This is a genomic window from Rhizobium mesosinicum (assembly GCF_019511345.1).
GTDB classification, from domain to species: Bacteria; Pseudomonadota; Alphaproteobacteria; order Rhizobiales; family Rhizobiaceae; genus Rhizobium; species Rhizobium mesosinicum.
The window spans coordinates 1-24987 of sequence record NZ_JAEUAK010000020.1 but is presented as its reverse complement, the minus strand read 5'-3'; the positions used below and the strand labels follow the sequence as shown (position 1 = coordinate 24987).

General features: G+C 60.3%; 24 protein-coding genes and 1 pseudogene. 18 read left to right on the top strand and 7 right to left on the bottom strand.

The annotated features are described in order from the left end of the window. The first annotated feature begins 154 nt into the window (after nt 1-154). From urtA to ureG, 17 genes and pseudogenes are all read left to right on the top strand, one after another. Nucleotides 155-1447 (top strand): urea ABC transporter substrate-binding protein, encoded by a 1293-nt coding sequence (urtA, locus tag JNB85_RS29930; protein ID WP_220338031.1) that lies wholly within the window; start codon nt 155-157, stop codon nt 1445-1447. Nucleotides 1448-1558: 111 nt separating this feature from the next. After that, nucleotides 1559-3178 carry an urea ABC transporter permease subunit UrtB gene (urtB, locus tag JNB85_RS29925; protein ID WP_220338030.1) on the top strand — a complete coding sequence of 540 codons (1620 nt, stop codon included), beginning with the start codon at nt 1559-1561 and terminating at the stop codon, nt 3176-3178. Beyond that, nucleotides 3175-4338 (top strand): urea ABC transporter permease subunit UrtC, encoded by a 1164-nt coding sequence (gene urtC, locus JNB85_RS29920; protein ID WP_220338029.1) that lies wholly within the window; start codon nt 3175-3177, stop codon nt 4336-4338. The genes urtB and urtC overlap by 4 nt, the downstream gene beginning before the upstream one ends. A 4-nt stretch (nt 4339-4342) precedes the next feature. Further along, nucleotides 4343-5098 carry an urea ABC transporter ATP-binding protein UrtD gene (gene urtD, locus JNB85_RS29915; protein ID WP_220338028.1) on the top strand — a complete coding sequence of 252 codons (756 nt, stop codon included), beginning with the start codon at nt 4343-4345 and terminating at the stop codon, nt 5096-5098. A gap of 221 nt (nt 5099-5319) precedes the next feature. After that, nucleotides 5320-6015, top strand: coding sequence for an urea ABC transporter ATP-binding subunit UrtE (gene urtE, locus JNB85_RS29910; protein ID WP_112705952.1), 696 nt, complete (start codon nt 5320-5322; stop codon nt 6013-6015). A 176-nt stretch (nt 6016-6191) separates the two neighbouring features. Further along, nucleotides 6192-7016 (top strand): urease accessory protein UreD, encoded by an 825-nt coding sequence (locus JNB85_RS29905; RefSeq protein ID WP_220338027.1) that lies wholly within the window; start codon nt 6192-6194, stop codon nt 7014-7016. A 20-nt stretch (nt 7017-7036) separates the two neighbouring features. Beyond that, nucleotides 7037-7339 (top strand): urease subunit gamma, encoded by a 303-nt coding sequence (locus JNB85_RS29900; protein ID WP_007816043.1) that lies wholly within the window; start codon nt 7037-7039, stop codon nt 7337-7339. A 10-nt stretch (nt 7340-7349) separates the two neighbouring features. Next, the gene (locus tag JNB85_RS29895) at nt 7350-7601 is read left to right on the top strand and encodes a DUF1272 domain-containing protein (protein WP_220338026.1); all 252 of its coding nucleotides are present in this window, start codon (nt 7350-7352) and stop codon (nt 7599-7601) included. Between the two features lie 10 nt (nt 7602-7611). Then, nucleotides 7612-7917 carry an urease subunit beta gene (locus tag JNB85_RS29890; protein WP_183826121.1) on the top strand — a complete coding sequence of 102 codons (306 nt, stop codon included), beginning with the start codon at nt 7612-7614 and terminating at the stop codon, nt 7915-7917. Nucleotides 7918-7944: 27 nt separating this feature from the next. Then, on the top strand, nt 7945-8352 hold the full coding sequence (locus JNB85_RS29885) for a lysozyme inhibitor LprI family protein (protein ID WP_220338025.1): 408 nt from the start codon (nt 7945-7947) through the stop codon (nt 8350-8352). A gap of 16 nt (nt 8353-8368) precedes the next feature. Beyond that, the gene (locus JNB85_RS29880; RefSeq protein WP_220338043.1) at nt 8369-8992 is read left to right on the top strand and encodes a Urease operon accessory protein; all 624 of its coding nucleotides are present in this window, start codon (nt 8369-8371) and stop codon (nt 8990-8992) included. Nucleotides 8993-8995: 3 nt separating this feature from the next. Further along, a complete protein-coding gene (ureC, locus tag JNB85_RS29875) occupies nt 8996-10708 on the top strand; it encodes an urease subunit alpha (protein ID WP_220338024.1) in 1713 nt (570 codons plus the stop codon). A gap of 53 nt (nt 10709-10761) precedes the next feature. Next, nucleotides 10762-10884, top strand: a pseudogene (locus JNB85_RS31165) (TIGR02117 family protein); the annotation flags it as partial. A gap of 422 nt (nt 10885-11306) precedes the next feature. Continuing rightward, nucleotides 11307-12170: a GGDEF domain-containing protein gene (locus JNB85_RS29870; protein WP_220338023.1), complete on the top strand. Its 864-nt coding sequence runs from the start codon at nt 11307-11309 to the stop codon at nt 12168-12170. An 85-nt stretch (nt 12171-12255) separates the two neighbouring features. Then, on the top strand, nt 12256-12783 hold the full coding sequence (gene ureE / locus JNB85_RS29865) for an urease accessory protein UreE (protein ID WP_220338022.1): 528 nt from the start codon (nt 12256-12258) through the stop codon (nt 12781-12783). Nucleotides 12784-12789: 6 nt separating this feature from the next. Continuing rightward, nucleotides 12790-13461: an urease accessory protein UreF gene (locus tag JNB85_RS29860; RefSeq protein ID WP_220338021.1), complete on the top strand. Its 672-nt coding sequence runs from the start codon at nt 12790-12792 to the stop codon at nt 13459-13461. An 87-nt stretch (nt 13462-13548) separates the two neighbouring features. After that, a complete protein-coding gene (ureG, locus tag JNB85_RS29855) occupies nt 13549-14160 on the top strand; it encodes an urease accessory protein UreG (protein WP_220338020.1) in 612 nt (203 codons plus the stop codon). On the opposite strand, the gene JNB85_RS29850 is transcribed toward ureG, so the two are convergent. Continuing rightward, nucleotides 14157-14843 (bottom strand): Crp/Fnr family transcriptional regulator, encoded by a 687-nt coding sequence (locus JNB85_RS29850; RefSeq protein WP_220338019.1) that lies wholly within the window; start codon nt 14841-14843, stop codon nt 14157-14159. The genes ureG and JNB85_RS29850 overlap by 4 nt on opposite strands. A gap of 466 nt (nt 14844-15309) precedes the next feature. Here JNB85_RS29850 and JNB85_RS29845 point away from each other — a divergent pair, with 466 nt between their 5' ends. Continuing rightward, complete coding sequence (locus JNB85_RS29845) at nt 15310-16371, top strand: LacI family DNA-binding transcriptional regulator (RefSeq protein WP_220338018.1); 1062 nt, start codon at nt 15310-15312, stop codon at nt 16369-16371. A 54-nt stretch (nt 16372-16425) separates the two neighbouring features. Here JNB85_RS29845 and JNB85_RS29840 read toward each other — a convergent pair whose 3' ends face one another. The 6 genes from JNB85_RS29840 to JNB85_RS29815 all read right to left on the bottom strand — a co-directional run bounded on the left by JNB85_RS29840 (nt 16426) and on the right by JNB85_RS29815 (nt 24801). Continuing rightward, nucleotides 16426-19746: an efflux RND transporter permease subunit gene (locus JNB85_RS29840; protein ID WP_220338017.1), complete on the bottom strand. Its 3321-nt coding sequence runs from the start codon at nt 19744-19746 to the stop codon at nt 16426-16428. A gap of 12 nt (nt 19747-19758) precedes the next feature. Further along, nucleotides 19759-20985 carry an efflux RND transporter periplasmic adaptor subunit gene (locus JNB85_RS29835; RefSeq protein WP_220338016.1) on the bottom strand — a complete coding sequence of 409 codons (1227 nt, stop codon included), beginning with the start codon at nt 20983-20985 and terminating at the stop codon, nt 19759-19761. A gap of 407 nt (nt 20986-21392) precedes the next feature. Further along, a complete protein-coding gene (locus tag JNB85_RS29830) occupies nt 21393-22364 on the bottom strand; it encodes an ABC transporter substrate-binding protein (protein WP_220338015.1) in 972 nt (323 codons plus the stop codon). Nucleotides 22365-22418: 54 nt separating this feature from the next. Then, the gene (locus JNB85_RS29825) at nt 22419-23546 is read right to left on the bottom strand and encodes an ABC transporter permease (RefSeq protein ID WP_220338014.1); all 1128 of its coding nucleotides are present in this window, start codon (nt 23544-23546) and stop codon (nt 22419-22421) included. Next, nucleotides 23543-24427 carry an ABC transporter permease gene (locus JNB85_RS29820; RefSeq protein WP_220338013.1) on the bottom strand — a complete coding sequence of 295 codons (885 nt, stop codon included), beginning with the start codon at nt 24425-24427 and terminating at the stop codon, nt 23543-23545. Before JNB85_RS29820 ends, JNB85_RS29825 begins: the two co-directional genes overlap by 4 nt. Continuing rightward, nucleotides 24424-24801, bottom strand: a complete 378-nt coding sequence (locus JNB85_RS29815; RefSeq protein ID WP_220338012.1) for an endonuclease domain-containing protein — start codon at nt 24799-24801, stop codon at nt 24424-24426. Before JNB85_RS29815 ends, JNB85_RS29820 begins: the two co-directional genes overlap by 4 nt. Nucleotides 24802-24987 lie beyond the last annotated feature (186 nt).

Below are 24987 nucleotides of genomic sequence, written 5' to 3'. Positions count from 1 at the left end.
GGGGCCCTCCCTCGTCCTTACATGCGCGTTTGCCCCTGCCGCCTACGTCATTTTGCGTATGTGTTTTCGCGCTGCAGCACCCGATAGTCCCCTCGGCAACAGTTAATTTCCGTTTCCGGCCTGTTGCGGAACAAGAAGAGGGGAGTTCAACCAGATGAATCTCAGATCCACTATCACGGGTGCCGCACTCGGTGCCGTCATGGCCGCATCGGCCGCCTTCCACGGAGCGCTTGCCGCCGACGATACGATCAAGGTCGGCGTTCTGCATTCGCTTTCGGGCACGATGGCGATTTCCGAAACGACGCTAAAAGACGCCATGCTGATGCTCATCGACGAGCAGAACAAGAAGGGCGGTCTCCTCGGCAAGAAGCTCGAAGCTGTGGTCGTCGACCCGGCTTCCGACTGGCCGCTTTTTGCCGAAAAGGCACGCGAACTGATCGAAAAGGACAAGGTTGCGGCTGTTTTCGGTTGCTGGACCTCCTCTTCGCGCAAGTCGGTCCTGCCAGTCTTCGAAGAGCTGAATTCGCTGCTCTTCTACCCGGTTCAGTACGAGGGTGAAGAATCGTCGCGCAACATCTTCTACACGGGTGCTGCCCCGAACCAGCAGGCGATCCCGGCCGTCGATTACCTGATGAAGAATGAAGGCGTAAAGCGTTTCGTGCTCGAAGGTACGGACTACGTCTATCCGCGCACGACTAACAAGATCCTCGAAGCCTATCTCGAATCGAAGGGCATTCCGAAGGAAGACATCCTGATCAATTATACGCCGTTCGGTTTCTCCGACTGGCAGACGGAAGTCTCCAAGATCAAGGAATTCGGCTCGGCCGGCAAGAAGACCGCCGTCGTCTCCACGATCAACGGTGACGCCAACGTTCCGTTCTACAAGGAACTCGGCAACCAGGGCATCAAGGCAACCGACATTCCGGTCGTGGCCTTCTCGGTCGGCGAAGAAGAACTTGCCGGTCTCGACACCAAACCGCTCGTCGGCCACCTTGCCGCCTGGAACTACTTCGAATCGGTCGATACGCCGATCAACAAGAAGTTCATCAAGGAATGGCACGCCTTCACCAAGAACGACAAGCGCGTGACCAACGACCCGATGGAAGCTGCCTATATCGGCTTCAATGCCTGGGTTAAGGCCGTTCAGGCTGCCGGCACGACCGATACGGATGCGGTCCTCGACAACATCATCGGCGTTTCCGTTCCGAACCTCTCCGGCGGCACCGCGACCGTCATGCCGAACCACCACATCACCAAGCCGGTGCTGATTGGTGAAATCCAGGCCAACGGTCAGTTCGAAATCGTCCAGCAGACCCCCGCGGTGGTGGGCGACGAATGGTCCGACTTCCTGCCGGACTCCAAGGATCTGATCTCCGATTGGCGCAAGCCGATGAGCTGCGGCAACTTCAACGTTGCCACCGGCAAGTGCGGCGGCAAGGGTTCCTGAGTTAGCCGATCCGACACGAGCCTCAAGACTTCCGTCCGGATTTCAAATCCGGGCGGAAGCTCCGTCCCCAGCGGTATTGCCGACAGGCCAACGATTTAGGCGGGAAAGCCGATGTATCGCGCCATCAAGATCTTTCTTATAACCCTTTGCCTGACGCTTACCGGCGTGACGGCAGGCCTGAAGGCCCAGGACGATATCCACGCTTTTGTCGATGCGCTCGGTATCGGCGGTTTTCCGGAGCGTGAAGCGGCCATCAGGGCGCTCGTCGCTTCCAAGGATGCGCATGTCAGCCAGATATTGCAGCAGCTGAGCGACGGCCTGCTTTATGTCAATTCCGATGAGGGTGGTCCTGTTCTCGTCCAGGGCGGCACGGATGACGAGCCGACCTATTCCGACCCGATCACCGGCGAGGCTGTCGCGGATATCGATCCCGACATGATGTCGAAGGTGAAGATCAATAATTCGCTGCGCACGCTCATCGGCGCGATGACGAGCCAGATGACGCTCCTGAGCCCCGATCGCGGCGCCCGCCTTGCGGCTGCCCAAGGGCTTTTGAAGGATGCCGATCCGGCCAATCTCGACCTCTTGAATTCCGCTTTGGCCGACGAAAAGGATGCCGATATCAAGAGCACGATGGAAGCGGCCCGCGCGGTCATGGTGCTGAAGAGCGATATGAGCGCCGACGAGAAGAGGGCTGCAATCGATACGGTTGCTGCCCGCGGCGGCCGCGATGCGCTGACCATCCTGACCACGGCGCTGGCGACAGCGCCCGATGATCTCAAGCCTGCCATTCAGGCGCATATTTCCACCATCAACCGCAGCCTGGCCCTGTGGAACATCGTCCAGAACGTCTGGTACGGACTGTCTCTCGGCTCGGTGCTGCTGCTTGCCGCTATCGGCCTTGCCATCACCTTCGGCGTCATGGGCGTCATCAACATGGCGCATGGCGAAATGGTAATGATCGGTGCTTATACGACCTATGTCGTGCAGGAATATATCACCTCGACCTTTCCGGGCATGTCCGATTATTCGCTGGCCTTTGCCGTGCCTGCAGCCTTCATCTTTACCGGCTTCGTCGGCCTCGTCATCGAACGGTCCGTCATCCGCTATCTCTATGGCCGGCCGCTGGAAACGCTGCTTGCCACCTGGGGCGTCTCGCTGATCCTGCAGCAGGCTGTGCGCACGGTCTTCGGCCCGACCAATCGCGAAGTCCGCAATCCGAGCTGGATGTCGGGCGCTTTCGAATCGGGCGGTTTGGCGATCACCTGGAACCGGCTCTGGATCATCGTCTTCTCAATGGCAGTGTTCGTGGCGCTGCTGATGCTCTTGAAGCGCTCTGCCTTCGGCCTGCAGATGCGCGCCGTTACCCAGAACCGGCGCATGGCCTCGTCCATGGGCATCCGTACCGGCTGGGTCGATGCCTTCACCTTCGCGCTTGGCTCCGGCATTGCCGGCATGGCGGGTGTCGCGCTTTCGCAGATCGACAACGTCTCGCCGAACCTCGGCCAGAGCTACATCATCGACAGTTTCATGGTCGTGGTCTTCGGCGGTGTTGGCAATCTCTGGGGCACACTGGTCGGCGCTCTGTCGCTCGGCGTCGTCAACAAGTTCCTCGAGCCCTTTGCAGGGGCAGTGCTCGGCAAGATCCTGGTGCTCGTCCTCATCATTCTCTTCATCCAGAAGCGTCCACGTGGGCTCTTCGCGCTCAAAGGAAGGGCGGTGGAAGCATGATTACGGCCTTCCTTCTCCGGTCTCTCGACCGCCGGATATCCATTGCCATCGCCGTCCTGCTGGTGATCGCGGTTCTGGTGCCGGTGCTGAACCTGGCGACGTCGGCGGACAATCCGCTGCACGTGCCGACCTATATCATGGCACTGTTCGGCAAGTATCTGACCTATGCGCTCTTGGCGCTGGCGCTCGATCTCGTCTGGGGCTTCTGCGGCATTCTCTCGCTCGGCCACGGCGCCTTCTTTGCGCTCGGCGGTTATGCGATGGGCATGTATCTGATGCGCCAGATCGGCTCGCGTGGCGTCTACGGCGATCCTATCCTGCCCGATTTCATGGTCTTCCTGAACTGGAAGGAGCTGCCCTGGTTCTGGCACGGCTTCGACCAGTTCTGGTTTGCCGCGCTGATGGTGCTGTTGGTACCCGGCCTGCTTGCCTTCGTCTTCGGCTGGTTCGCCTTTCGCTCGCGCGTCAACGGTGTCTATCTCTCGATCATCACGCAAGCCATGACCTATGCGCTGCTGCTTGCCTTCTTCCGCAATGACATGGGCTTTGGCGGCAATAATGGCATGACCGATTTCAAGGATATCCTCGGCTTCAACGTGCAGGCCGATGGCACCCGTGCGACGCTCTTTGCGGCGACTGCGATCTTTCTGGCGCTTTCGCTGATGATTGCCTCGGCGATCGTTCGCTCGAAATTCGGCAAGGTGCTGGTCGGCGTGCGCGATGCGGAAAGCCGCACGCGCTTCCTCGGTTACCGCGTCGAGCATTTCAAGCTCTTCACCTTCGTCGTTTCGGCGATGATGGCGGGCATTGCCGGCGCGCTCTACGTGCCGCAGGTCGGTATCATCAATCCCGGCGAATTCGCACCGGCCAACTCCATCGAAGTCGTCATCTGGACGGCTGTCGGCGGGCGCGCGACGCTGATCGGGCCGATCATCGGCGCCATCCTCGTCAACGGCGGCAAGACGATCTTCACCGGCCTCTTCCCAGATTACTGGCTGTTTGCGCTTGGCGGTCTCTTCGTGCTCGTCACGCTGCTGCTGCCGAAGGGCATCGTCGGCACGATCACCCAGTATCTGGGCAAGCGGACGGCCGTCTCGACCAACGTGCCGCCAGCCGCTGCCGAAGAGAGTGTCGACGCGAAAATTCAGGCTGCGGAGTAGACTCATGATCCCAGACGTCAAACCCAACAGCGTGCTTTATCTAAACGGTGTCTCGGTCTCCTTCGACGGCTTCAAGGCGCTGAACGCGCTCTCCATCGTCATCGAACCCGGTGAGCTGCGGGCGATCATCGGCCCGAACGGGGCCGGCAAGACGACGATGATGGACATCATCACCGGCAAGACCCGGCCGGATGAAGGCGAGGTCTTTTTCAATGGCAATATCGACCTGACCAGGAAAGACGAGGCCGATATCGCTCAGCTCGGCATCGGCCGAAAATTCCAGAAGCCGACGGTCTTCGAAAGCCATACAGTCTGGGACAATCTGGAACTGGCGCTCAACCGCCGCCGCACGGTGTTCTCGACGCTTTTCTATCGCCTTTCCGGCGAGGATAAGGATCGTATCGATGAGATCCTGGAAACGGTGCGCCTGACGCATCGCCGCGATGAGCTTGCGGCCAACCTGTCGCATGGTCAGAAACAGTGGCTCGAGATCGGCATGCTCCTGGCGCAGGAGCCGAAGCTCCTGCTCGTCGATGAGCCGGTGGCGGGCATGACCGATGCCGAGACGGCGGAAACGGCGATCCTGCTGAAGGACATTGCCAAGACGCGATCCGTCGTCGTCGTCGAGCATGATATGGGCTTCATCCGCGATCTCGGTGTGAAGGTGACCTGCCTTGCGGAAGGCTCGGTGCTGGCGGAAGGATCGATCGATTTCGTCAGCAACGATCCGAAGGTGATCGAGAACTATCTGGGCAGGTGAGGGATGATGGAAGCCTTTGATGTTAGCGGGTGTGTCACCCCTCCCCAACCCCTCCCCACAAGGGGGAGGGGCTTAACTAAGGCGATCGCTCATCGCTACAATTGCCAATCTTCTCTTGATCGGATGGTAAGCACAGCGGCAGCTCCGGGTCAGTCCCTCCCCCTTGTGGGGAGGGGTTGGGGAGGGGGCTTTGCATCCGCAAAATGCCAGGAAGCCTCGTCATGCTGACAGTCGAAAACGCAAATCTTCATTATGGCGCAGCCCAGGCGCTGCGTGGCATCTCGATCAAGGCCGAGATGGGCAAGATCACCTGCGTGCTCGGCCGCAATGGCGTGGGCAAGAGCTCGCTGCTGCGCGCCGTCACCGGCCAGCATCCGCTGTCTGCCGGCACGATCACCTTCAACGATGCGAAACTCAACGGCCTGCCGCCCTTTGCTCGCGCCAAGCAGGGCATCGGCTATGTGCCGCAGGGGCGCGAAATCTTCCCGCTGTTGACGGTGAAGGAGAATCTCGAAACCGGCTTTGCTCCGCTTGGCCGCCGTGACCGCAACATCCCAGACGATATCTTCAGTCTCTTCCCGGTGCTGAAGTCGATGTTGTCGCGTCGCGGCGGCGATCTGTCGGGCGGGCAGCAGCAGCAGCTGGCGATCGGACGCGCCATGGTCACGCGGCCGAAAATCCTCGTGCTCGACGAGCCGACTGAAGGCATCCAGCCGTCGATCATCAAGGATATCGGCCGAGCGATCCGGTATCTTCGCGATTCCACCGGCATGGCGATCCTGCTGGTCGAGCAATATCTCGATTTCTGCCGCGAGCTTGCCGACTACGTCTACATCATGGACCGCGGCGAGATCGTGCATGAGGGCCTTGCCGAAACGCTGGACACGCCGGAAGCGCGCCGCCATCTGACCGTATGATCTTTCTGGCCAACGCGCTGGCATCTGCCGCATTTTGCGGCAGATGCCTTCCGCGCCATCCCTATCGCCCGCAGGGGCACGGGTTTTCGAAAAGCGGCACGGGACTTGCTTTGTTGCAGTCAACAGACACATTCAACGCAAGATGCCAGACAGGATGGCATCTTCACGGGGGTGGCATGACAGGCGCGGCGGCGGGCATCACGAGACCGCAGAGAGCGGAAGGACGCGGGCATCTTGCTGCCAAGGTACAGGATGGGCGTACGCGAATTCGCGAGCTTTATCAGGAAGGTGCTGCAAAGATCCGCCTGCCGGATACGTTCGATGCCTCGATGGAGGCTGTCATCATTAACACGGCTGGCGGGCTGACTGGCGGCGACCGGATGAACTGGAGCGTGTCTGCTGGGGCCGGCACCCGCATCGATGTGACGACGCAGGCCTGCGAGAAGATTTACAAGGCTTCCGCAGGCACGGCGGAGGTGACGACACAGATCGAGGTCGGACCGGGTGCCCGCGTCGACTGGCTGCCGCAGGAGACCATTCTTTTCGATCGCGCCTCGCTGTTTCGCCGTCTGGACGTCGATCTCGATGACAGTGCCGAATTCCTGGCCGTCGAGGCCATCCTGCTCGGCCGCACGGCGATGGGCGAAACGATGGAGACGGGGCTGTTTCGCGATCGCTGGCGCGTCCGCCGCTCGGGCCAACTTGTTCATGCCGAGGAACTGCGCCTTTCCGATGCGGTGGCGCTGCTTGCGGCAGAGCAGGCTGTGCTTGGCGGGCAGGTGGCTTTTGCGACGGTGCTTTATGCCGGGCCGATGTCGGAAGCCTATCTTGCCAAGGTCCGGCCGCTGTTGGACGGGCATATGGGCGGGGCAAGCGCCTGGAGCGACAAGATCGTCGTGCGCCTTGCTGCAGCCGATGGCTTTGCGCTCAGAAAAATCCTGATCCCTGTTATTTCCGCCTTGCGCAATGGAGCGCCTGTGCCGAAAGTCTGGAATCTATGAGTTCAACAAGCGGATAGACGATGAACCTCACCCCGAGAGAAAAAGACAAGCTGTTGATTTCCATGGCCGCCATGGTGGCCCGCCGACGGCTGGAGCGCGGCGTCAAGCTGAACTATCCGGAAGCCATTGCCCTTATCAGCGATTTCGTCGTCGAGGGCGCGCGTGATGGCCGCCCGGTCGCGGAACTGATGGAGGCCGGCGCCCATGTCATCAGCCGTGATCAGGTGATGGAGGGCATTGCCGAGATGATCCATGACGTGCAGGTCGAGGCGACATTCCCTGATGGAACGAAGCTTGTGACCGTGCACGAACCAATCCGCTGAGGAGCGCGCCATGCTGGACCTACGACCCAATTGCGAATGCTGCGACAAGGATCTGCCGCCCGACAGCGCGGAAGCGATGATCTGCACCTTCGAATGCACGTTCTGTGCGGCTTGTGTCGACGATGTGCTCAAGGGTGAGTGCCCGAATTGCGGCGGCAATTTTGCCCCTCGGCCGATCCGGCCTGCGTCGAAGCTTGAGAAATATCCGGCTTCGACGAAGCGTGTTCTGAAAGCCGAGGGCTGCGCGCCCAAGGCGGCTTAAGGAGAGATAGATGATCCCTGGCGAAATCATTGCCGCTGATGGCGAGATCGAGCTCAATGCCGGCGCACCGACCGTGACGCTTGACGTTTCCAATACTGGTGACCGTCCCGTGCAGGTGGGCAGCCACTATCATTTTGCCGAAACCAATGCCGGCCTGTCCTTCGATCGCGACAAGGCCCACGGTATGCGCCTCGACATTCCCTCGGGTACGGCCGTGCGTTTCGAGCCGGGCCAGACCCGCTCGGTGACGCTCATACCGCTCTCCGGCAAGCGCGAAGTCTATGGCTTCCGCCAGCTCGTCATGGGCCGGCTCTAATTAAAAGAAAATGACGGGAGGAAATTCATGCGCTTGAACGTCGGGCTTATCGGTGGGTTATTTATGCTTGCCGCCTGTGCCGCCCATGCCGAGGACGTGGACTGCGAAAATGCTCAGACACAGTCCGACATGACGAGCTGCGCGCAGGCGCGCTATGAAGAGGCCGACAAGGCGCTCAATGCCCAGTACAAGCAGACGCGCGCCGCAATGGTGGCGATCGACAAGGATCTCGATGGTGACATGAAGGGCGCCGAACAGGCGCTTCTCAAGGCACAGCGCGCCTGGATCAGTTATCGCGACGCTCACTGTGAGAATTACGGCTTTCAGGCACGCGGCGGCACGATGGAGCCGATGCTGGTGGCGGGCTGTCTTGCTGATCTCACGGACCTCAGGACCAAGGAGCTCAAAGAACTCGCCAATGGAATGGGCCAGTAAGGTGGGCAGGACGATCATGATCGTGGGCAATGGCGAAGTGGGAGAAGGAGGGGCTGAGATCATCGATGCCGCAGACCTCGTCATCCGCTTCAACGAATGCCGCTCCTATGGTGCCGGCGGCACGCGCACTGATGTGGTTGCCGTATGCAATACCGGCCGGCCCGCCAAGGCCATGCTCGGCTCCGAAAGCTGGCGCATCCATCCCGGTGTTGTCGAAGCCTCGGAAATCTGGAGTGTGCGCGACCCTGAAAAATTCGCCGCGATGCGGGCACCTCTTGCGGCGTCGCATCCGGAACTCGATGATTTCTGCGACGATTACACCAGTCAATTCAGCGCTTTCTGTGCTGAAGCCGGCAAGGTGCATCGGATCGTTGACAAACAGGTTCACGAAGCCGTCGATCAGGCGCTGTCTGCATTCTCGCCGGCGCCTTACGTCGTGCCGAGCAGCGGCATGATCGTGATCGGCGAAGTGCTCGACAGATTTCACGACGATGAGGTGACGCTCGCGGGCTTCGGCCATGCGGGCTGGGAGTGGCACCCGTTTGCCGCCGAAAAGCAACTCGTCGACTCCTATATTGCGGCCGGCCGTCTCAGGCGGTTTGCCGGAAAACCATTCGTCTCTTCCTTCCAAGGAGCCTGATAGATGCCCTACAAGATCTCCCGCAAGGCTTACGCCGGCATGTTCGGTCCGACCACCGGCGACAAGGTCCGCCTTGCCGATACGGAGCTATTCATCGAGATCGAAAAGGATTTCACCACCTATGGCGAAGAGGTGAAATTCGGTGGCGGGAAGGTCATCCGCGACGGCATGGGACAGAGCCAGGTGACGCGGGCGGATGGGGCTGTCGATACGGTCATCACCAACGCCGTCATTATAGACCATACTGGCATCTACAAGGCCGATATCGGCCTGAAGGATGGTCGCATTGCCGGGATCGGCAAGGCCGGCAATCCGGACATGCAGCCTGGTGTTAACATCATCGTCGGACCGGGTACGGAAGCGATCGCCGGCGAAGGTAAGATCCTCACCGCTGGCGGCATGGACAGCCATATCCATTTCATTGCTCCGCAGCAGATCGAGGAAGCGCTGATGAGCGGGCTCACCTGCATGCTCGGCGGCGGCACCGGGCCGGCGCACGGCACGCTTGCGACTACCTGCACGCCCGGCCCCTGGCACATCGCCCGCATGATCGAGGCAGCTGATGCCTTCCCGATGAACCTTGCCTTTGCTGGCAAGGGCAATGCCTCGTTGCCGGGCGCATTGCAGGAAATGGTGCTGGCCGGCGCGACCTCGCTGAAGCTGCACGAGGACTGGGGCACGACACCAGGCGCCATCGACTGCTGCCTCTCGGTCGCCGACGAATACGACGTGCAGGTGATGATCCATACGGATACGCTGAACGAGAGCGGCTTCGTGGAGGACACGATCGGCGCCATCAAGGGCCGCACCATCCATGCCTTCCATACGGAGGGTGCGGGTGGTGGTCATGCGCCCGACATCATCAAGATCTGCGGCCAGCCCAACGTCATTCCCTCGTCCACGAACCCGACGCGGCCCTATACGGTCAATACGATTGCCGAGCATCTGGACATGCTGATGGTCTGCCATCACCTGTCGCCGTCAATCCCAGAGGATATCGCCTTTGCCGAAAGCCGGATCCGCAAGGAGACGATCGCGGCGGAAGACATCCTGCACGATATCGGCGCCTTCTCGATCATCTCCTCGGACAGCCAGGCCATGGGCCGTGTCGGCGAACTGCTGATCCGCACCTGGCAGACGGCCGACAAGATGAAGCGCCAGCGCGGCCGTTTGAAAGAAGAGAAGGGCGATAACGATAATTTTCGTGTCCGCCGTTACGTCGCCAAATACACGATCAATCCGGCGATTGCGCACGGGCTGTCGCACGAGATCGGCTCGATCGAAGTCGGCAAGCGCGCGGATCTCGTCTTGTGGAACCCGGCCTTCTTCGGCGTGAAGCCGGATATGGTGCTGCTCGGCGGCTCCATTGCCGCAGCCCCTATGGGCGATCCGAACGCCTCGATCCCGACGCCTCAACCGGTGCATTACCGGCCGATGTTTGCCTCCTTCGGCAAGAGTCTCACGAATTCCTCGGTCACCTTCGTTTCGCAGGCTTCGCTCGATGCCGGCCTCAAGGGCCGTCTCGGTGTTGCCAAGGATCTCGTTGCCGTCAAGAACACTCGCGGCGGCATCTCCAAGGCGTCGATGATCCACAACGATCTGACCCCCGATATCGAGGTCGATCCGGAAACCTACGAGGTGCGGGCGAACGGCGAGTTGCTGACTTGCGAACCGGCAACGGTGCTGCCGATGGCACAGCGTTACTTCCTGTTTTGAGACCTATTTTTCATGCGCGGTTCGAAGCTGACAGCGCGATGGCTTATAGGGGCGAGGCGAGGGGCTATTTCAATGCGCTGTTCGGCTGCAACACATGAACTGCCGCCGCGCTACGGGCAGGCTGCTTGCGAACAGGTTTCTGGAACCTGTTGCCGCAGACGCTGGGGCTTCGCTAGGCCTCATAACTGAAGTATAGAGCTCTTCTGCAACATCTGCGCCGTCGATGTTGCGGGCGTTAGTTTCCCGTTTTAACGCTTGTCTTTTTGAGACGGTCCTTCCTGTTGTTGCGCTTAAAGTGAAATCTGAATATCGCTCTCCGGCTGGTTGTAAAAATCGATGAATGGACCGGGATTTATCCGCCGTAGACCATTCTGGAACAGGCGCCGGCGTCTCCCCGTAATATCCTTTTGAAATCAAGCATCTAGGTGTATTTCCCATAGTGTTCATACCTGTCCCGAAAAGCTGCACCTCCTGCTAGAAAAAACTGATCGGCTGAATCCCCCTAAATCACTCGAATTTTAGTGGTTGGATTAAGACCTCCGCAGCAATTCGAGCCCTATCAATGCCTTGGAAACGCTAGGCAGGAAGGCCGATTCTCATGGAAAACTGGATATCGCTTCAGGCTGAACTGGGCAGTTTCGAGCATCGCAAGACCGTTTATACTTTTGCGCTGAAGATGAGTTTTCTGGCAGTTATTCTGTCCGGTTTCATCATCGTGGTGACGCTGCCTCCGCTCAACTTCATGGGAGTGCTGCCGATTACCCTCGGGCACGCCATGACCTTTGCCATCATCCTCTCCTGGCTGATCGGCGGGATGGTGTCCGGCGTGCTGTCGCTCGTTGCTGGTTTCGCCATTCACGACCTGACCGTCTCCCGTGCCAAATTCGAAAAGCTCAGCCGCACCGACACATTGTCAGGACTCCTGAACCGGCGCGCTTTTACCGATGCCCTGGAAAGGGTGGACGGGGATGCCTGCCTCGCCATTTTCGATGTCGACCGTTTCAAGGCTATCAACGACCGTTTCGGCCATGGCTGCGGTGATGCCGTCATTACTGCCGTCTCAGGCATATTTTCTGCGGCTTTCGACGGCGCGTCGGTCGTGGCGCGGCTCGGCGGCGAGGAGTTCGGTGTCGTTGTTCAGGGCGGGACGCCGGAGGAGCGGGTGGCACGCATCGAAGGGGTAAGGGCACAGATTGCCGCGCGGCCGATTCTGGCGGATGGGCATGACGTCACCATCACGATATCAGGCGGCATTGCCGATCTTCATGAGGGACGGGACAAGGAGGCGGTCTATGCCTCCGCCGATAAGGCGCTCTATCTCGCCAAGGCGCTCGGCCGCAATCGTGTCGTCCATGAGCGGGAAGGGCTGAACCACGCCTGGCACGGGCTGGTAGAAAACGGCCTCGGAGTGCAGGGTGTTGCGCCTGAGGAGGCAGGCCTGCTGCAGGCATCTGGAATCTAGGCCGGCTCGTCACGAAACGTGCATTGGTGCTTGCATCGTGAAGGGCTATTTTGCATGTTCTAGGCCCCAGTTTAACGGATATCTCATGCAGCGCGTCACATCTTATCTGCCCGCCGGCACCCCTTCCTCCCATCCGACCGCACAGGTCAAGCTGCCGCACGATCTGCGGCACCTGCGTCGCAAGCTCCTGCATCTGGAGAATGGCGAGATGGTGATGCTCGATCTCAAGGAGCCGGTGCTTTTTGCCAATGGCGATATGCTGGTGCGCGAGGATGGCGAACTGATCGAAATCCTTGCCGCCGACGAGAAGCTGTTCGAAGTGCGCGGCCGCGACCGCGTGCATCTGACCGAACTCGCCTGGCATCTCGGCAACCGTCATCTCGCGGCGCAGATCGAAGAGGATCGCATCCTGATCCTGCGCGATCACGTTATCCGCACAATGCTGCAGGGGCTGGGCGCGATGGTGCTTGATATCAACGAACCCTTCCAGCCGGCCCGCGGCGCCTATCATTCTCATGGCGGACATTCGCACGGTCATGACCACCATGATCACGGCCACGATCATCACGACCATGACCATGAGCACGGTCACCATCATCACAAACACGATTGATGCGTGATGGCTGAGGATCGTGAGCTGCAGGCTCTGCTGCGCTTGACGGCATGGCTTTCGCCGGCCTTTCCGATCGGTTCCTTTGCCTATTCCGGCGGCCTGGAGCGGGCGGTAGCGGATGGACTTGTCGGCGACGCGGAGATGTTGCGGCGCTGGCTGGAGACGCTGACCGGCAGCGGTTCGGTCTGGAACGATGCGGTGCTTCTTGCCGAAAGCCATCGCGGTCATGGCAATGGCGATCGCCTTGCGGAGCTTGCCGAACTGGCTGCAGCCCTTGCCGGGTCGCGCGAGCGGCATCAGGAAACGCTGCTGCTCGGAGAAGCTTTCCTCACGGCTGCGCAAGCCTGGCCGGGCGACGTGTTCGGGCGGTTGCCGAAGAAAACAGTCTATCCGGTTGCCGTCGGCGCGATAACGGGCGCGCATGGCATTCAGCTGGAAAAGGCGCTTGTCGCCTTTCTGCACGCCTATCTCTCGCAAGCCGTTTCTGCCGGCATAAGGCTCGGCGTTGCGGGGCAGAAGGACGGCGTTGGCATCCTTGCCGGTCTGGAGGAGCACGTAATCGATATCGCTGCGCGTGCAGCTCGCTCCGATCTTGACGATTTGGGTTCGGCGACGGTCCAGGCCGATATCGCTGGGCTTCGCCACGAGACGCAGCAGACGCGGTTGTTTCGGTCGTGAGTGGAACTTATCTCGTCAGCTGCGTCATTTGACGGTGGCGGGACAGCGGCGCTTCGCTATCATCCGACTTTGATAGGAGTAAGACATATGAAATCAAGAAACGGACCCCTGCGCGTCGGTATCGGCGGCCCGGTCGGCTCGGGCAAGACGGCGCTGACCGAAAAGCTCTGCAAGGCGATGCGCGACGACTATTCCGTCGCTGTCGTGACCAATGACATTTACACGACCGAAGATGCTGAGGCGCTGGTGCGCATGCAGGCGCTGCCGTCCGAGCGCATCGTCGGCGTCGAGACCGGCGGCTGCCCGCATACTGCCATCCGTGAAGACGCGACGATCAACCTGCAGGCCATCGCAGGTCTCAACGAGCGTATTCCCGATCTCGACGTCGTTTTCATCGAATCGGGCGGCGACAATCTGGCTGCGACGTTCTCGCCCGATCTCGCCGATATTACCATCTATGTGATCTCCGTCTGCCAGGGCGAGGAAATTCCGCGCAAGGGCGGGCCGGGCATCACCCGATCGGACCTTCTCGTCATCAACAAGAAGGATCTGGCGCCCTATGTCGGCGCTGACCTCGAGGTGATGGACCGCGATGCGACGCGCATGCGGGCGACCCGCCCCTTTGTCTTTTCCGACATGAAGCGCGGTGACGGCATCAGTTCGATCGTCGACTTCCTGCGGGTGCAGGGCGGTCTTTAGATCTTTTTCAGTGTGTCGACGTCGCTGATGGCAATGAAGCGGCCGCGTACGGTTACGCCGGCCGATTTGAGCGTCGAGAAGGCACGAGATAATGCCTCCGGCGCCAAGCCGAGCTTGCGGGCGAGCAGGTTTTTCGGGAAGGGCAGCCGCAGCGATGCCATTGCCGGGCCTTCCTCCACGCAATGCGAAAGAAGGTAATGCGCCACGCGCTGTGGCGCGGTTTGCATGCGATCGTTGGCCAGGCATTCCAGCGTGTCCAGCAGATGCAGCGAGAGGCTGTGCATAATGGCTGTGCCGATCTGCGGGTGTTCTGCCAAGAGAGCGCGCACCTTACCGATGTGGAAGCGGGCGAGCACCGTGTTGTCCATCGACTGGGCTCCGTAGCGATAGGTCCCGCCAGCCTGAATGAGGCATTCGGCAAAACTGTCGCCCGGTTCGCAGATACGGATATCTGCTTCCCTGCCTTCGCCGTTGAGGCGGAAGAGCCGGACATAACCCTCCAATACGCTATAGAAATAAACGCCAGGTTCGCCTTCCTGAAAGATAAGGTCGTGCGAAGCGAAGGAGATCACGGTAGAGCAGGCGCGTAACGCTTCTGCTTCAGCGCCATTCAGCTCTGCAAAAATTCCAGCCCTCGAGAGCAGCGTCCGCTCGCGACTGTTCGGCATCAGCATTCTGTTCATGTTCCGGCCCTCCGGCAGCGGTCCATGCCGCCAATCTCCCTGACGATGCCAGAATAGGGGAAGTAAAGCGCGGGGGAATTGATTTTGATCAAACGTTGCCGTTACTTGTACTTATCGAGGCCTGCGGTCGGTCGGTATAGTGAAGGACCAGGCGTCCGGGCGTTTGCGGTTTCCGATCAAGCGGCGCGTGAAAGGAAGCAAGACAAACAGGTGCTTCCCACGTTCCCTTTCTTCAGCGGGGTGGTTGTCGCGCGGGTTACCCCAGCGGTCCTCATAAAGGTCCTTGAACAGCGAACTGATCGGGATCATCGCCTCATTCTCCATATTTTGAATCGATTCAAAGGCTTGATAATGTTATTGAACCGATTCAATCCTCGCTCTCGTTCTCGACTTTGTCAAGTTTATTTTGAACCGATACAATCCTTTGCTACTCTGTGCATCGAATTCGCACTCGCAAGGAGCAGCTTTGGGTAAAGGGCATGTGAGATTGGCCGATGTCGCCAAGGCGGCAGGCGTATCGCAGGGCACGGCATCGAATGTTTTCAGCCGCCCAGACGTGGTCCGGGAGGAGGTTCGCGAGCGGGTGCTCAAGGTCGCCCGCGAGCTCGGTTACGGTGGGCCTGATATCAAGGGCAGGCTGCTGAGGGCAGGGAGGGTGAACGCGATCGGCGTCGCCGCCGTGGAACCGCTCACCTATTTCTTCGACGACCCTTGGGCGCGTTCGCTGATGACGGCGATCGGCGAGGTCTGTGACGCCAGCGGCACCGGCATTGCCGTCGTATCGGCGATGAACGAGGAACGGCTTGCCTGGAACATCAACAGCGCGCTTGTCGACGGCTTCATTCTGCTGTGCGTGGAAGGCGGAGAGAGGCTCGTGGAACTCACCCGTCAACGCCAACTGCCGTTCATCGCGTTGGCGCTTGGCATTGAGGATGAGACCATTCCGGCAATCGGCATCGACAATGTCGCTGGCGGTGCTGCGGCTGCGCGGCATCTGCTGGAACTCGGGCACCGTGACATCGCGATCCTGTCGATCGGTGATGTCGATGGCCTTGTCGGCATGGTGGCGCCCGAGCGTGTCGATCCTGAAATGGAAGCGACCCCGCGTGACCGCATGCATGGCTATTGGCGGGCATTGGCGGAATACGGCATTCCTCGCGAGGCCGTTCCGATCCAGGGAACGTTGCATGACAGACCCAGCACGCTGACGGCCATGGAAGCCCTGTTCTCCTCTGCCAACCCGCCGACGGCAATCCTGGCAATGTCGGACAAGGTTGCGCTGTTTGCCATGCAGTGGCTCGCCGAGCGCGGGCTAAAAGTGCCGGAGGACGTATCCCTCATCGGCTTCGACGGCGTGCCGGAAGCGGCAACCTCGCTCCCGCGCCTGACCACAGTCGCGCAGCCCTTTGCCGAAATCGCACGGCGCTCTGTGACGGCGATCCTCGAAAATGCGCTGCCGGAAAACCACGAGGCGCTCGATCTCGAACTTGTCGTGCGAGACAGCACGGCAGCTCCAAGATTGCCGTAGGCTCGGAAACGAAAGGCCGGACCGGCGCCCGGCCTTTTGTCTGATGGTCCTGCCTTATTCTGCCGCGAATGGCGGCAGGCGCAGCACGTTGGTGTCGTTGCCGGTCTTGCGCTTGCTTTCCGGCTTCTCGATCGCGTTCAGGCGCTCTTCGAGAGCCTCGATGGTGTTCTGGCTCGTCTTGAGTTCGCGGGTAATCTCTTCGCGCGACATTGCCAGTTCCTCCTCGTCCTTCTTGCCGACGAGGCGGCCGAACAGCCAGCCGAGCAGGCGGGAAAGATCGTCCATGATAAGGAAGAAGGAGGGAACGACGACGAGCGAGAGCACTGTCGAGACGATGATGCCGCCAATCACCGCGATCGCCATTGGCGCACGGAACGAGCCACCTTCGCCGACGCCGAGCGCGGAAGGCAACATGCCCGCCGACATGGCGATCGAGGTCATGATGATGGGCCGGGCGCGCTTGCGGCCGGCTTCGACCATGGCGTCGACGCGAGCCATGCCGCGATGGCGCATCTCGATCGCGAAATCGACGAGCAGGATAGCGTTCTTGGTGACAATACCCATCAGCATCAGGATGCCGATCATGACGGGCATCGACAGCGGGTTGCTGGTGAGGATCAGGCCGGCCGCCACGCCGCCGATGGCGAGCGGCAGCGAGAACAGGATGGTGAAGGGCTGGATCACATCCTTGAAGAGGAGGATCAGCACCGTCAGTACCAGCAGGAGACCCATCAACATGGCGTTGACGAAACTCTGCTGCATTTCGGTCTGAACCTTGGTGTCGCCGCTTTCGGCAAGATGCACCGTGGCCGGGATATTGGCGTCATTGACGATCTGGCGGAAGCGGGCCGAGGCGGTGTCGAGGGCGACACCCTGCGGCAGGTCCGAGCCGATCGAAACGACGCGGTAACGATTGTTACGCTTGATCGAGCTTACGCCTTCCGAATAATCGATGTTGGCGACGGTTGCGAGCGGAACGGTACCGCCGCTGGCAGTCTGGACCTTCAATGCGCGGATGGCTGCAAGATCGCGGCGCATGTCGACCGCCGCCTGCACCCTGATCGGGATCTGGCGATCGTCGAGCGAGATCTTGGCAAGGGCCGCGTCGACATCGCCGATGGTGGCGACGCGGATCGTCTCGGAGATCTGCTGCGGCGTGATACCGAGGCGGGCGGCCTCGTCCTTGCGCGGGTAGACCTGCAGTTCCGGACGGGGCAAGGCGCCATCGGCGCTGACATTGGCCAGCAGCGGATCGGCGCGTAGCTTCGATTCCAGGATGCCGATGGCATCGTTCAGATCCTTCTCGTTCTTGGAAAGGAAATTGAAGGAGAGGTCGCGTTCGCCACGGTCATTGAGTTTCAGGATGTGGACGTCCGGAATGTCGCGCAGCTTGGCGAAGACTTCCTTCTCGATATCCCATTGCGGACGTTCGCGGCCGTGGACTTCCACCTTCGGCAGCATCGGACCGATGACCGGAATACGTCCGAGCACATCGTTGACCACCTTCTTGACCAGCGATTGGTCGAGCTTGTGGAGCGCCAGCGTGATGGTCGCACGCCGCAGTTCGAGATCGCCCTTCGGCGATGCGCCGCCGAGGACGAAGACGCTTTCGACGCCGTTGATGTCCTTGACCCTGTCATAGATCGCTTTCGTCGTCTTCTCGGTGTCGTCGAGCCGCGCATTCGGCGGCAGTTCGACCGAGAGAACGATGCGCGAGGCATCTTCCGGCGGCAGGAAACTGCCCGGAACCTTCATCAGCAGGAAAACCGAACCAACGAGGAAGCCAATCGCAGCAAGCAGTGTCAGATATCGTGAGTACTTATGCCCGGTCGTACTGCGTATCAGGCGCGTATAACCCTTCATCAGCAAGCCATCATTGTCGTGATGGTCTTCCATGCCGTCTTCGGCGCGCAGGAGATACGCGGCCATCATCGGGGTGATGAGGCGCGCGACCAGCAGTGAGAAGAAGACGGAAAAGGCGACGGTCAGGCCGAACTGGATGAAGTACTGGCCCGGAATGCCCGGCATGAAGGAAACCGGCACGAAGACGGCGATGATGGTGAAGGTGGTGGCGATGACGGCGAGACCGATTTCGTCCGCCGCCTCGATCGCCGCCCGATAGGGCGTCTTGCCCATCTTGATGTGGCGGGCGATGTTCTCGATTTCAACGATCGCATCGTCGACCAGAATACCCGTCGCAAGCGTCAGGGCGAGGAAGCTGACGAGGTTCAGTGAGAAGCCCATGAGATCCATGACCCAGAAGGTCGGGATCGCGGAGAGCGGCAAGGCGATGGCCGAAATCAGGGTTGCGCGCCAGTTCCGGAGGAACAGGAGGACGACGACGACGGCGAGCAGGGCGCCTTCGAGCAGAGTATGGATGGCGGCTTCGTAGTTGCCGTAAGTGAAATAGACCGAATCGTCGATCATCTCGATCTTCACGTTCGGGTTTTCGCTTCGCACCTTGTCGAGGCTCTGCGCGACAGTTTCGGCGACACTGACTTCGCTGGCGCCTTTCGAGCGAAAGACGCCGAAGGTGACGACCGGTGTGTCGTCGAAGCGCGAGAAGGATTTCGGCTCCTCGTACGTATCCTTGACGACGCCGAGATCGGACAGCTTGACGAAGCGGCCGTTCGGCAGAGCAATCGTCGTATCGGCGAGTTCAGCGACGTCGCGGGCGTCTCCGAGAACGCGGATCGCCTGTTCGCTGCCGGCCACCTGGCCGCGGCCGGAACCGAGGTCGATGTTGGTGCCACGCAGCTGCTGGTTCACGCTTGCGGCGGTGATGCCGTAGGCGTCGAGCTTGCCGGGCGTAAGTTCGATGCGCACTTCGCGCTCTGCGCCGCCGTACCGGTCGACGCGGCCGATGCCGGCCTGACCCTGCAATGCACGCTTGATGGTGTCATCCACGAACCAGGAGAGTTCTTCCAGCGACATGTCGGGCGAGGAAACGGCGAAGGTCTGGATCGCCTGACCCTCGACGTCGACCTTGGTAACAATCGGCGTTTCGGCTGTTGCGGGCAGATCGCTGCGAATGCGGTCGATCGCGTCCTTTACGTCCTGCACGGCCTGTTCCGTTGGCACTTCCATCCGGAACATGACATTGGTTTGCGAGCTGCCGTCGGTCACCGTCGACTGGATTTCGTCGATGCCGGTAATGGAGGCGATCGCGTCTTCGATCTCCTTCGTCACCTGCATTTCGAGCTCGGCCGGCGAAGCGCCGCTCTGCGTCACGCTGATCGAAACGAGCGGCACGTCGATATTCGGGAAGCGCGTGATCGGCAGTTTATTGAAGGACTGCATGCCGATGAATATCAGCAGGCAGAAGGCCAGGAGCGGCGCGATCGGGTTTCGGATGGACCAGGCTGAAAAATTCATCGGATGGTCTCTTTAGTTGGAAGCCGGAGGCTGTTCACGCACCGGCGTGATGTGGTCGCCATCACGGACATAGGCGCCCGCCTTGGCCACGACTTCGTCGCCGCTCTTCAATCCATCAACGATCTCGACATAGGCGCCGTCCTGGATACCGGTCCGGATCTTGGTGAATTTCACCACGCCGTCTTCGACCCTGCGGGCCGAGGAGCCTTCAATGCCGGTCAGCACGGCGGTCAGGGGAAGCGACACGCCTTCCGTCTGGCGGACGATGATCTCGGCGCTGCCATACATGCCTGAACGTGCCTTGCTGTCGTCGTCGATGGAGATATGGACCAGGCCGAGGCGAGTGACCGGGTCTACAGTCGGCGAAACCAGGCGGACGGCGCCGGAAAGTTTTTCACGGCTGCCTGAAAGCGAAATCGTCGCCTTCTGGCCGGCCATCACCTTGATGATGTCGCTTTCGGCGACTTCGGCGACAAGCTCGATATCGCCGTCGCGGATAAGCGTGAACAGCGGATCGCCGGTGCCGGCGGCAATGGCGCCGACCTTGGCGTTCTTTGCCGAGATCGTGCCGCCGACCGGCGTCTTCACGTCGGTTCGGGCGAGCTTCAGATCCGCATCGGCAATCTGGCTGTCGAAGACCTTAAGATCGGCTTCGGCGACCTCGATCGCCTGTTCGGCGGAAACGACCCGGGCGTTAGCAGCGGCAGCAGTTGCATCGGCCTGCTCGACCTGGGCAGTCGAAACCGTACCCTTCTTACCCATTTCCTGGGCGCGGGCCTGCTGCTGCCGTGCCTGTTCGGCATTGGCCTGCGCTTCGATGAGCTGGGCGCGCAGCTGGGCGAGGGTTGCCTCGCCCTTGGCCTTCGTCGCCATCATCTGGCTCTTTTCAAGGACCAGCGCGTCATCGTTCAGCGTGGCAAGCGTGCTTTCCGCTTGCACTTTGTCGCCGACATCGGCTTTCAACGTGCGGATCGAAAGGCCTTCGACCTGGGGCTGGATATAGACTTCCTCGACGGGTTTGACCGTTCCCGTGCCGATGACACGGTCGACGAGGGTGCGGTTCTCCGCTTTGGTGACGACGATCGCCGGCAGGTTCTGCAGGGCCTGCGGCTGGGAATTCTGGGATTCCTGGGCAAATACGGCCGAGGCCGCAAAATTGGCGACAAAAAGGGCCGAGACCGCAAAAGCGGCGACAGGGAAAGTGGAGGCGCGTAGTAATGCTTGCGGCTTCAGGGCCATGCGTCTTCGTCCAATCTCTTGACAGGATCGGCCGGACTCGCGCGTCGTCATGCAACTCGCGAACCGGGCAAATGCCGTCATCTAAATCTCAGAGGTATTTACCCGCATACCGTCTGCCGGAGCTTATCGTCCCATCCGACAAATCCGGCTAGTACGTGGTATCAATTTGCTCCACGCGCAAGCCCGGCAGAAAATAATTCCCCATGAGATAATATTAATCACCATTGCGGGGCTCATCAATCATTTTAGGGTTATGCGAACATGACGATGATTGATCGGCTCTCGTATGCATGACGCTTGACGCCTGACAAATGCGACAGTTGCAAGGCGATTTTTTTCATTGGGTACAAAAAATAGAAACGCGTGAGGAAAATTCCCCACGCGTTGCATTTCGGCATCGGAGCGCTTTACTTCGCGGCGGCATCCGTGATGTCGTGCGTCCAGGCGCCAGACGGCTCCTTGTTGATGATCTTCTGGTCGAGCAGCGCCTTCGCGGTGCGGTCATAGAGCTTGGTGTCGAGCTTGCCGGTTCCGTCACCGATCAGCTTGGCGACTTCGCCCATCATGCGCTTCTGGTGGTTTTCGTCCTGGCCGCCGGCGTCCACGACGATTTCGGCCGCATCATCAGGATTTTCCGTGGCGTATTTCCAGCCCTTCATGGAGGCGCGGACGAACTTGACCATCTTTTCCTTGAAAGCCGGGTCCTGCAGCTTGTCTTCCATCGCATAGAGGCCATCTTCCAGGAGGTCGTTGCCCATGGCGGTGTAGTTGAAAACTGTGAGGTCTTCCGGCTTAAAGCCGGCATCGATCGCCTGCCAGTATTCGTTATAGGTCATGACGGAAATGCAGTCGGCCTGCTTTTGCAGGAGCGGCTGCACGTCGAAGCTCTGCTTGAGCACGGTCACGCCATTTGGCCCGCCATCGGTTTTGAGGCCGAGCTTGTTCATCCAGGCGAAGAAGGGATATTCGTTGCCGAAGAACCAGACGCCGAGCGTGTGGCCCTTGAAGTCGGCTTCAGTCTTGACCGGGCCATCCTTGCGGCAGATCATTTCCATGCCGGACTTTTGGAAGGGCTGGGCGATATTGACGAGCGGAACGCCCTTTTCGCGGGCAACGAGAGCGCCACCCATCCAGTCGACGATCACATCGGCGCCGCCGCCGGCAATCACCTGTTCCGGAGCGATATCCGGACCGCCGGGCTTGATATCGACGTCGAGACCTTCTTCTTCATAATAGCCCTTGTCCTTGGCGACATAGTAACCGGCGAACTGCGACTGGGTGACCCATTTCAGCTGCAGCGTCACCTTGTCGGCGGCCATCGCATGAGCGGCGGCAAGCGACATCGCGCTCGCCATCATTGCAACCATTAACTTTTTCATTTTCTTTTTCCCTCTGAAGTTATGCCCAAGCCCTTATGCGGAGCCGGGGCGCGTCTAACCACCACGGATAGACGGATGCCAGAAAGTCACCGCCCTCTCGGCAAGGGCGACGACGCCATAGAAGATCGAGCCTGCAAGCGCCGCGACGGCGATCTCAGCCCAGACCATGTCGACATTCATGCGGCCCATCTCGGTGGAGATGCGGAAGCCCATGCCGACGATCGGCGTTCCGAAGAATTCCGCAACGATGGCACCAATCATGGCCAGCGTCGAGTTGATCTTCAGTGCATTGAAAATGAAGGGCATCGCGGCGGGAAGCCGGAGCTTCAAGAGCGTCTGCCAGTCGTTCGATGCGTAGGTGCGCATCAGGTCGCGCTCCATGTTGCCGGAGGCGGCAAGCCCGGCGACGGTGTTCACCAGCATCGGGAAGAAAGTCATGATGATGACGACCGCTGCCTTCGACTGCCAGTCGAAACCGAACCACATGACCATGATGGGCGCTACCCCGATGATCGGCAGAGCCGAGACCATATTGCCGATCGGCAGCAGGCCGCGGCGCAGGAAGGCGACGCGGTCGGCGAGGATGGCGACGACGAAACCGGCAAAACAGCCGACGATGTAGCCGATCAAGACGGCCTTGAAGATCGTCTGCCTCACATCTTCGCCGAGAATCGGCAGGGAGCCTGCGATGCGCGCCCAGATTGCGCTCGGCGGCGGCAGGATGACGAAGGGGATGCCGCCGCCGCGTGTGACCGCTTCCCAGATGATGAGGATCCAGGCGCCGAAAATCGCCGGAATGAGCAGGCGCAGCAGCCATTGGCTGGTCGGTTCTGCCGGCTGGAGCTTCGAAAGCTCGGTCACGCAAAGCCATGCAAGCAGCCAGCAGGCGGCAAGCAGCAGAAAGAAAGCGGTGGCGGCGAAACCTTCATTGCCGGTGAGCGCGCCGAGCAGCAGCCATGCAGCCCCGTGAGCGCCGACAAAAAGAACTGCTGCGATGAGCGTTGTTGAGAGAGGCGCAAAGGACACGAGCGCTGCAGCGATCGCAAGCAGGACGGCCAGCCCGACGGTGCCCGCGGATGGAGGATGGGTTGCGCCCGCCGCGAAGAGCGGCAACAGGGCTGTCGCGCCGAAGGCACAGAGGAGGGCGATCAGGCCTTGCCAGGAAATCGTTATCTGCCTCACGCCGGCCTCCCGCCCATCGCGCGGTCGACGATCTTGCCTGCGAGGCCGACGATGGCGACGAGAATGGCCGCCAGCACGGAGCCAGCGACAAGGGCGGCCCAGATATCGATCGTCTGGCTGTAATAGGAGCCGGCAAGCAATTTGGAGCCGATGCCTGCGACAGCGCCAGTCGGCAGTTCGCCGACGATGGTGCCGACGAGGCTTGCAGCAATCGCCACTTTCATCGAGGTGAAGAGGAAGGGAATGGAGGCGGGCACGCGCAGCTTCCAGAAAGTCTGCGCAGCCGTGGCATTATAGGTGCGCATCAGGTCGAGATGCATGACTTCCGGCGAGCGCAGCCCCTTCACCATGCCGACAGCGACCGGGAAGAAGGAGAGATAGGTTGATATCAGCGCCTTCGGGATCAGGCCCGTGATGTTGATCGAGCCGAGAACGACGATGATCATGGGCGCTACCGCCAGGATCGGCACTGTCTGCGAGGCGATGATCCAGGGCATCAGGCTGCGGTCGAGCGCCTTGATATGGATGATGCCGACAGCAATGACGATGCCGAGCAGCGTGCCGAACGCGAAGCCGAGGACAGTCGAGGAGAGCGTGACGCCCGCGTGGTAAACGAGGCTGCGATTGCTGGAGAGCTTTCTGAGAAACGTGTTCTCGAACACATTCTGCGCCACCTGATGCGGCGCCGGCAGGACAGGCTTTGGCTGAGAAAGGGTGCTGCCGATGAACGCCATGGTCGTCGAGGTGACGTTGTTGCGCGTATCCATGTCACGCTGAAAGGGCGTGTTCAGGATGACGGCGGCGACATACCAGACGGCGACCAGGACCAGTAGAATGGTGAGGACAGGGACGATCTTATCCTTGAAGGTGTCGGGTTTCATGCGGCGCTCCTCAAGTACTGCGCCGCTTGTTTTTGTATTTCGATGAAGACGTAATCTGGGCCGTCCAGCACCTGAGCATTGTCGAAACGGAGCACGGTGAAGCCCTGATTTTTCAGGAAGGCATCGCGAGCGAGATCATGGCGGCGACCGCCTTCGGTTTCATGGCTGTCGCCATCGACTTCCACGATAAGACGAGCGGAGAGCCAGGCGAAGTCTGCGATATACGGACCAATCGGCGTTTCACGGCGGAAGCGAGCGCCATAAGGACGAAGGTCGCGAAGCATGTTCCACATAGCGGATTCTGCTTTTGTCAGTTCGCGGCGAAGTCGGCGCGCTCTTTCACGGGTTTTGGGTGTGATGTTGGAATGCGGCATTCAGGCTTCCATTCCCATTGTGGCAAGGAAAACCCCTCCCCAACCCCTCCCCACAAGGGGGAGGGGCTTTGGCGGTTGCCGCTTGCCTAGAGCACCCATCTCAACGCCAGTGCCAGCAGCAAGCTTGAGGTTGAAAGTGGAGGGTGCGGCAGATGTACCCCTGCCCCTTGGGGGGAGGGGTTGGGG

What these genes read in the sequence shown, in the direction of transcription:
- ureE (WP_220338022.1), top strand. Translation starts at nt 12,256, where the DNA reads ATGCAGCGCGTCACATCTTATCTGCCCGCCGGCACCCCTTCCTCCCAT.
- JNB85_RS29905 (WP_220338027.1), top strand. Translation starts at nt 6,192, where the DNA reads ATGACAGGCGCGGCGGCGGGCATCACGAGACCGCAGAGAGCGGAAGGA.
- JNB85_RS29885 (WP_220338025.1), top strand. Translation starts at nt 7,945, where the DNA reads ATGCGCTTGAACGTCGGGCTTATCGGTGGGTTATTTATGCTTGCCGCC.
- urtE (WP_112705952.1), top strand. Translation starts at nt 5,320, where the DNA reads ATGCTGACAGTCGAAAACGCAAATCTTCATTATGGCGCAGCCCAGGCG.
- urtC (WP_220338029.1), top strand. Translation starts at nt 3,175, where the DNA reads ATGATTACGGCCTTCCTTCTCCGGTCTCTCGACCGCCGGATATCCATT.
- JNB85_RS29820 (WP_220338013.1), bottom strand. Translation starts at nt 24,427, where the DNA reads ATGAAACCCGACACCTTCAAGGATAAGATCGTCCCTGTCCTCACCATT.
- JNB85_RS29900 (WP_007816043.1), top strand. Translation starts at nt 7,037, where the DNA reads ATGAACCTCACCCCGAGAGAAAAAGACAAGCTGTTGATTTCCATGGCC.
- JNB85_RS29860 (WP_220338021.1), top strand. Translation starts at nt 12,790, where the DNA reads ATGGCTGAGGATCGTGAGCTGCAGGCTCTGCTGCGCTTGACGGCATGG.
- JNB85_RS29895 (WP_220338026.1), top strand. Translation starts at nt 7,350, where the DNA reads ATGCTGGACCTACGACCCAATTGCGAATGCTGCGACAAGGATCTGCCG.
- urtB (WP_220338030.1), top strand. Translation starts at nt 1,559, where the DNA reads ATGTATCGCGCCATCAAGATCTTTCTTATAACCCTTTGCCTGACGCTT.
- JNB85_RS29815 (WP_220338012.1), bottom strand. Translation starts at nt 24,801, where the DNA reads ATGCCGCATTCCAACATCACACCCAAAACCCGTGAAAGAGCGCGCCGA.
- ureG (WP_220338020.1), top strand. Translation starts at nt 13,549, where the DNA reads ATGAAATCAAGAAACGGACCCCTGCGCGTCGGTATCGGCGGCCCGGTC.
- urtD (WP_220338028.1), top strand. Translation starts at nt 4,343, where the DNA reads ATGATCCCAGACGTCAAACCCAACAGCGTGCTTTATCTAAACGGTGTC.
- JNB85_RS29870 (WP_220338023.1), top strand. Translation starts at nt 11,307, where the DNA reads ATGGAAAACTGGATATCGCTTCAGGCTGAACTGGGCAGTTTCGAGCAT.
- JNB85_RS29850 (WP_220338019.1), bottom strand. Translation starts at nt 14,843, where the DNA reads ATGAACAGAATGCTGATGCCGAACAGTCGCGAGCGGACGCTGCTCTCG.
- ureC (WP_220338024.1), top strand. Translation starts at nt 8,996, where the DNA reads ATGCCCTACAAGATCTCCCGCAAGGCTTACGCCGGCATGTTCGGTCCG.
- JNB85_RS29840 (WP_220338017.1), bottom strand. Translation starts at nt 19,746, where the DNA reads ATGAATTTTTCAGCCTGGTCCATCCGAAACCCGATCGCGCCGCTCCTG.
- JNB85_RS29830 (WP_220338015.1), bottom strand. Translation starts at nt 22,364, where the DNA reads ATGAAAAAGTTAATGGTTGCAATGATGGCGAGCGCGATGTCGCTTGCC.
- JNB85_RS29890 (WP_183826121.1), top strand. Translation starts at nt 7,612, where the DNA reads ATGATCCCTGGCGAAATCATTGCCGCTGATGGCGAGATCGAGCTCAAT.
- urtA (WP_220338031.1), top strand. Translation starts at nt 155, where the DNA reads ATGAATCTCAGATCCACTATCACGGGTGCCGCACTCGGTGCCGTCATG.
- JNB85_RS29835 (WP_220338016.1), bottom strand. Translation starts at nt 20,985, where the DNA reads ATGGCCCTGAAGCCGCAAGCATTACTACGCGCCTCCACTTTCCCTGTC.
- JNB85_RS29880 (WP_220338043.1), top strand. Translation starts at nt 8,369, where the DNA reads ATGATCGTGGGCAATGGCGAAGTGGGAGAAGGAGGGGCTGAGATCATC.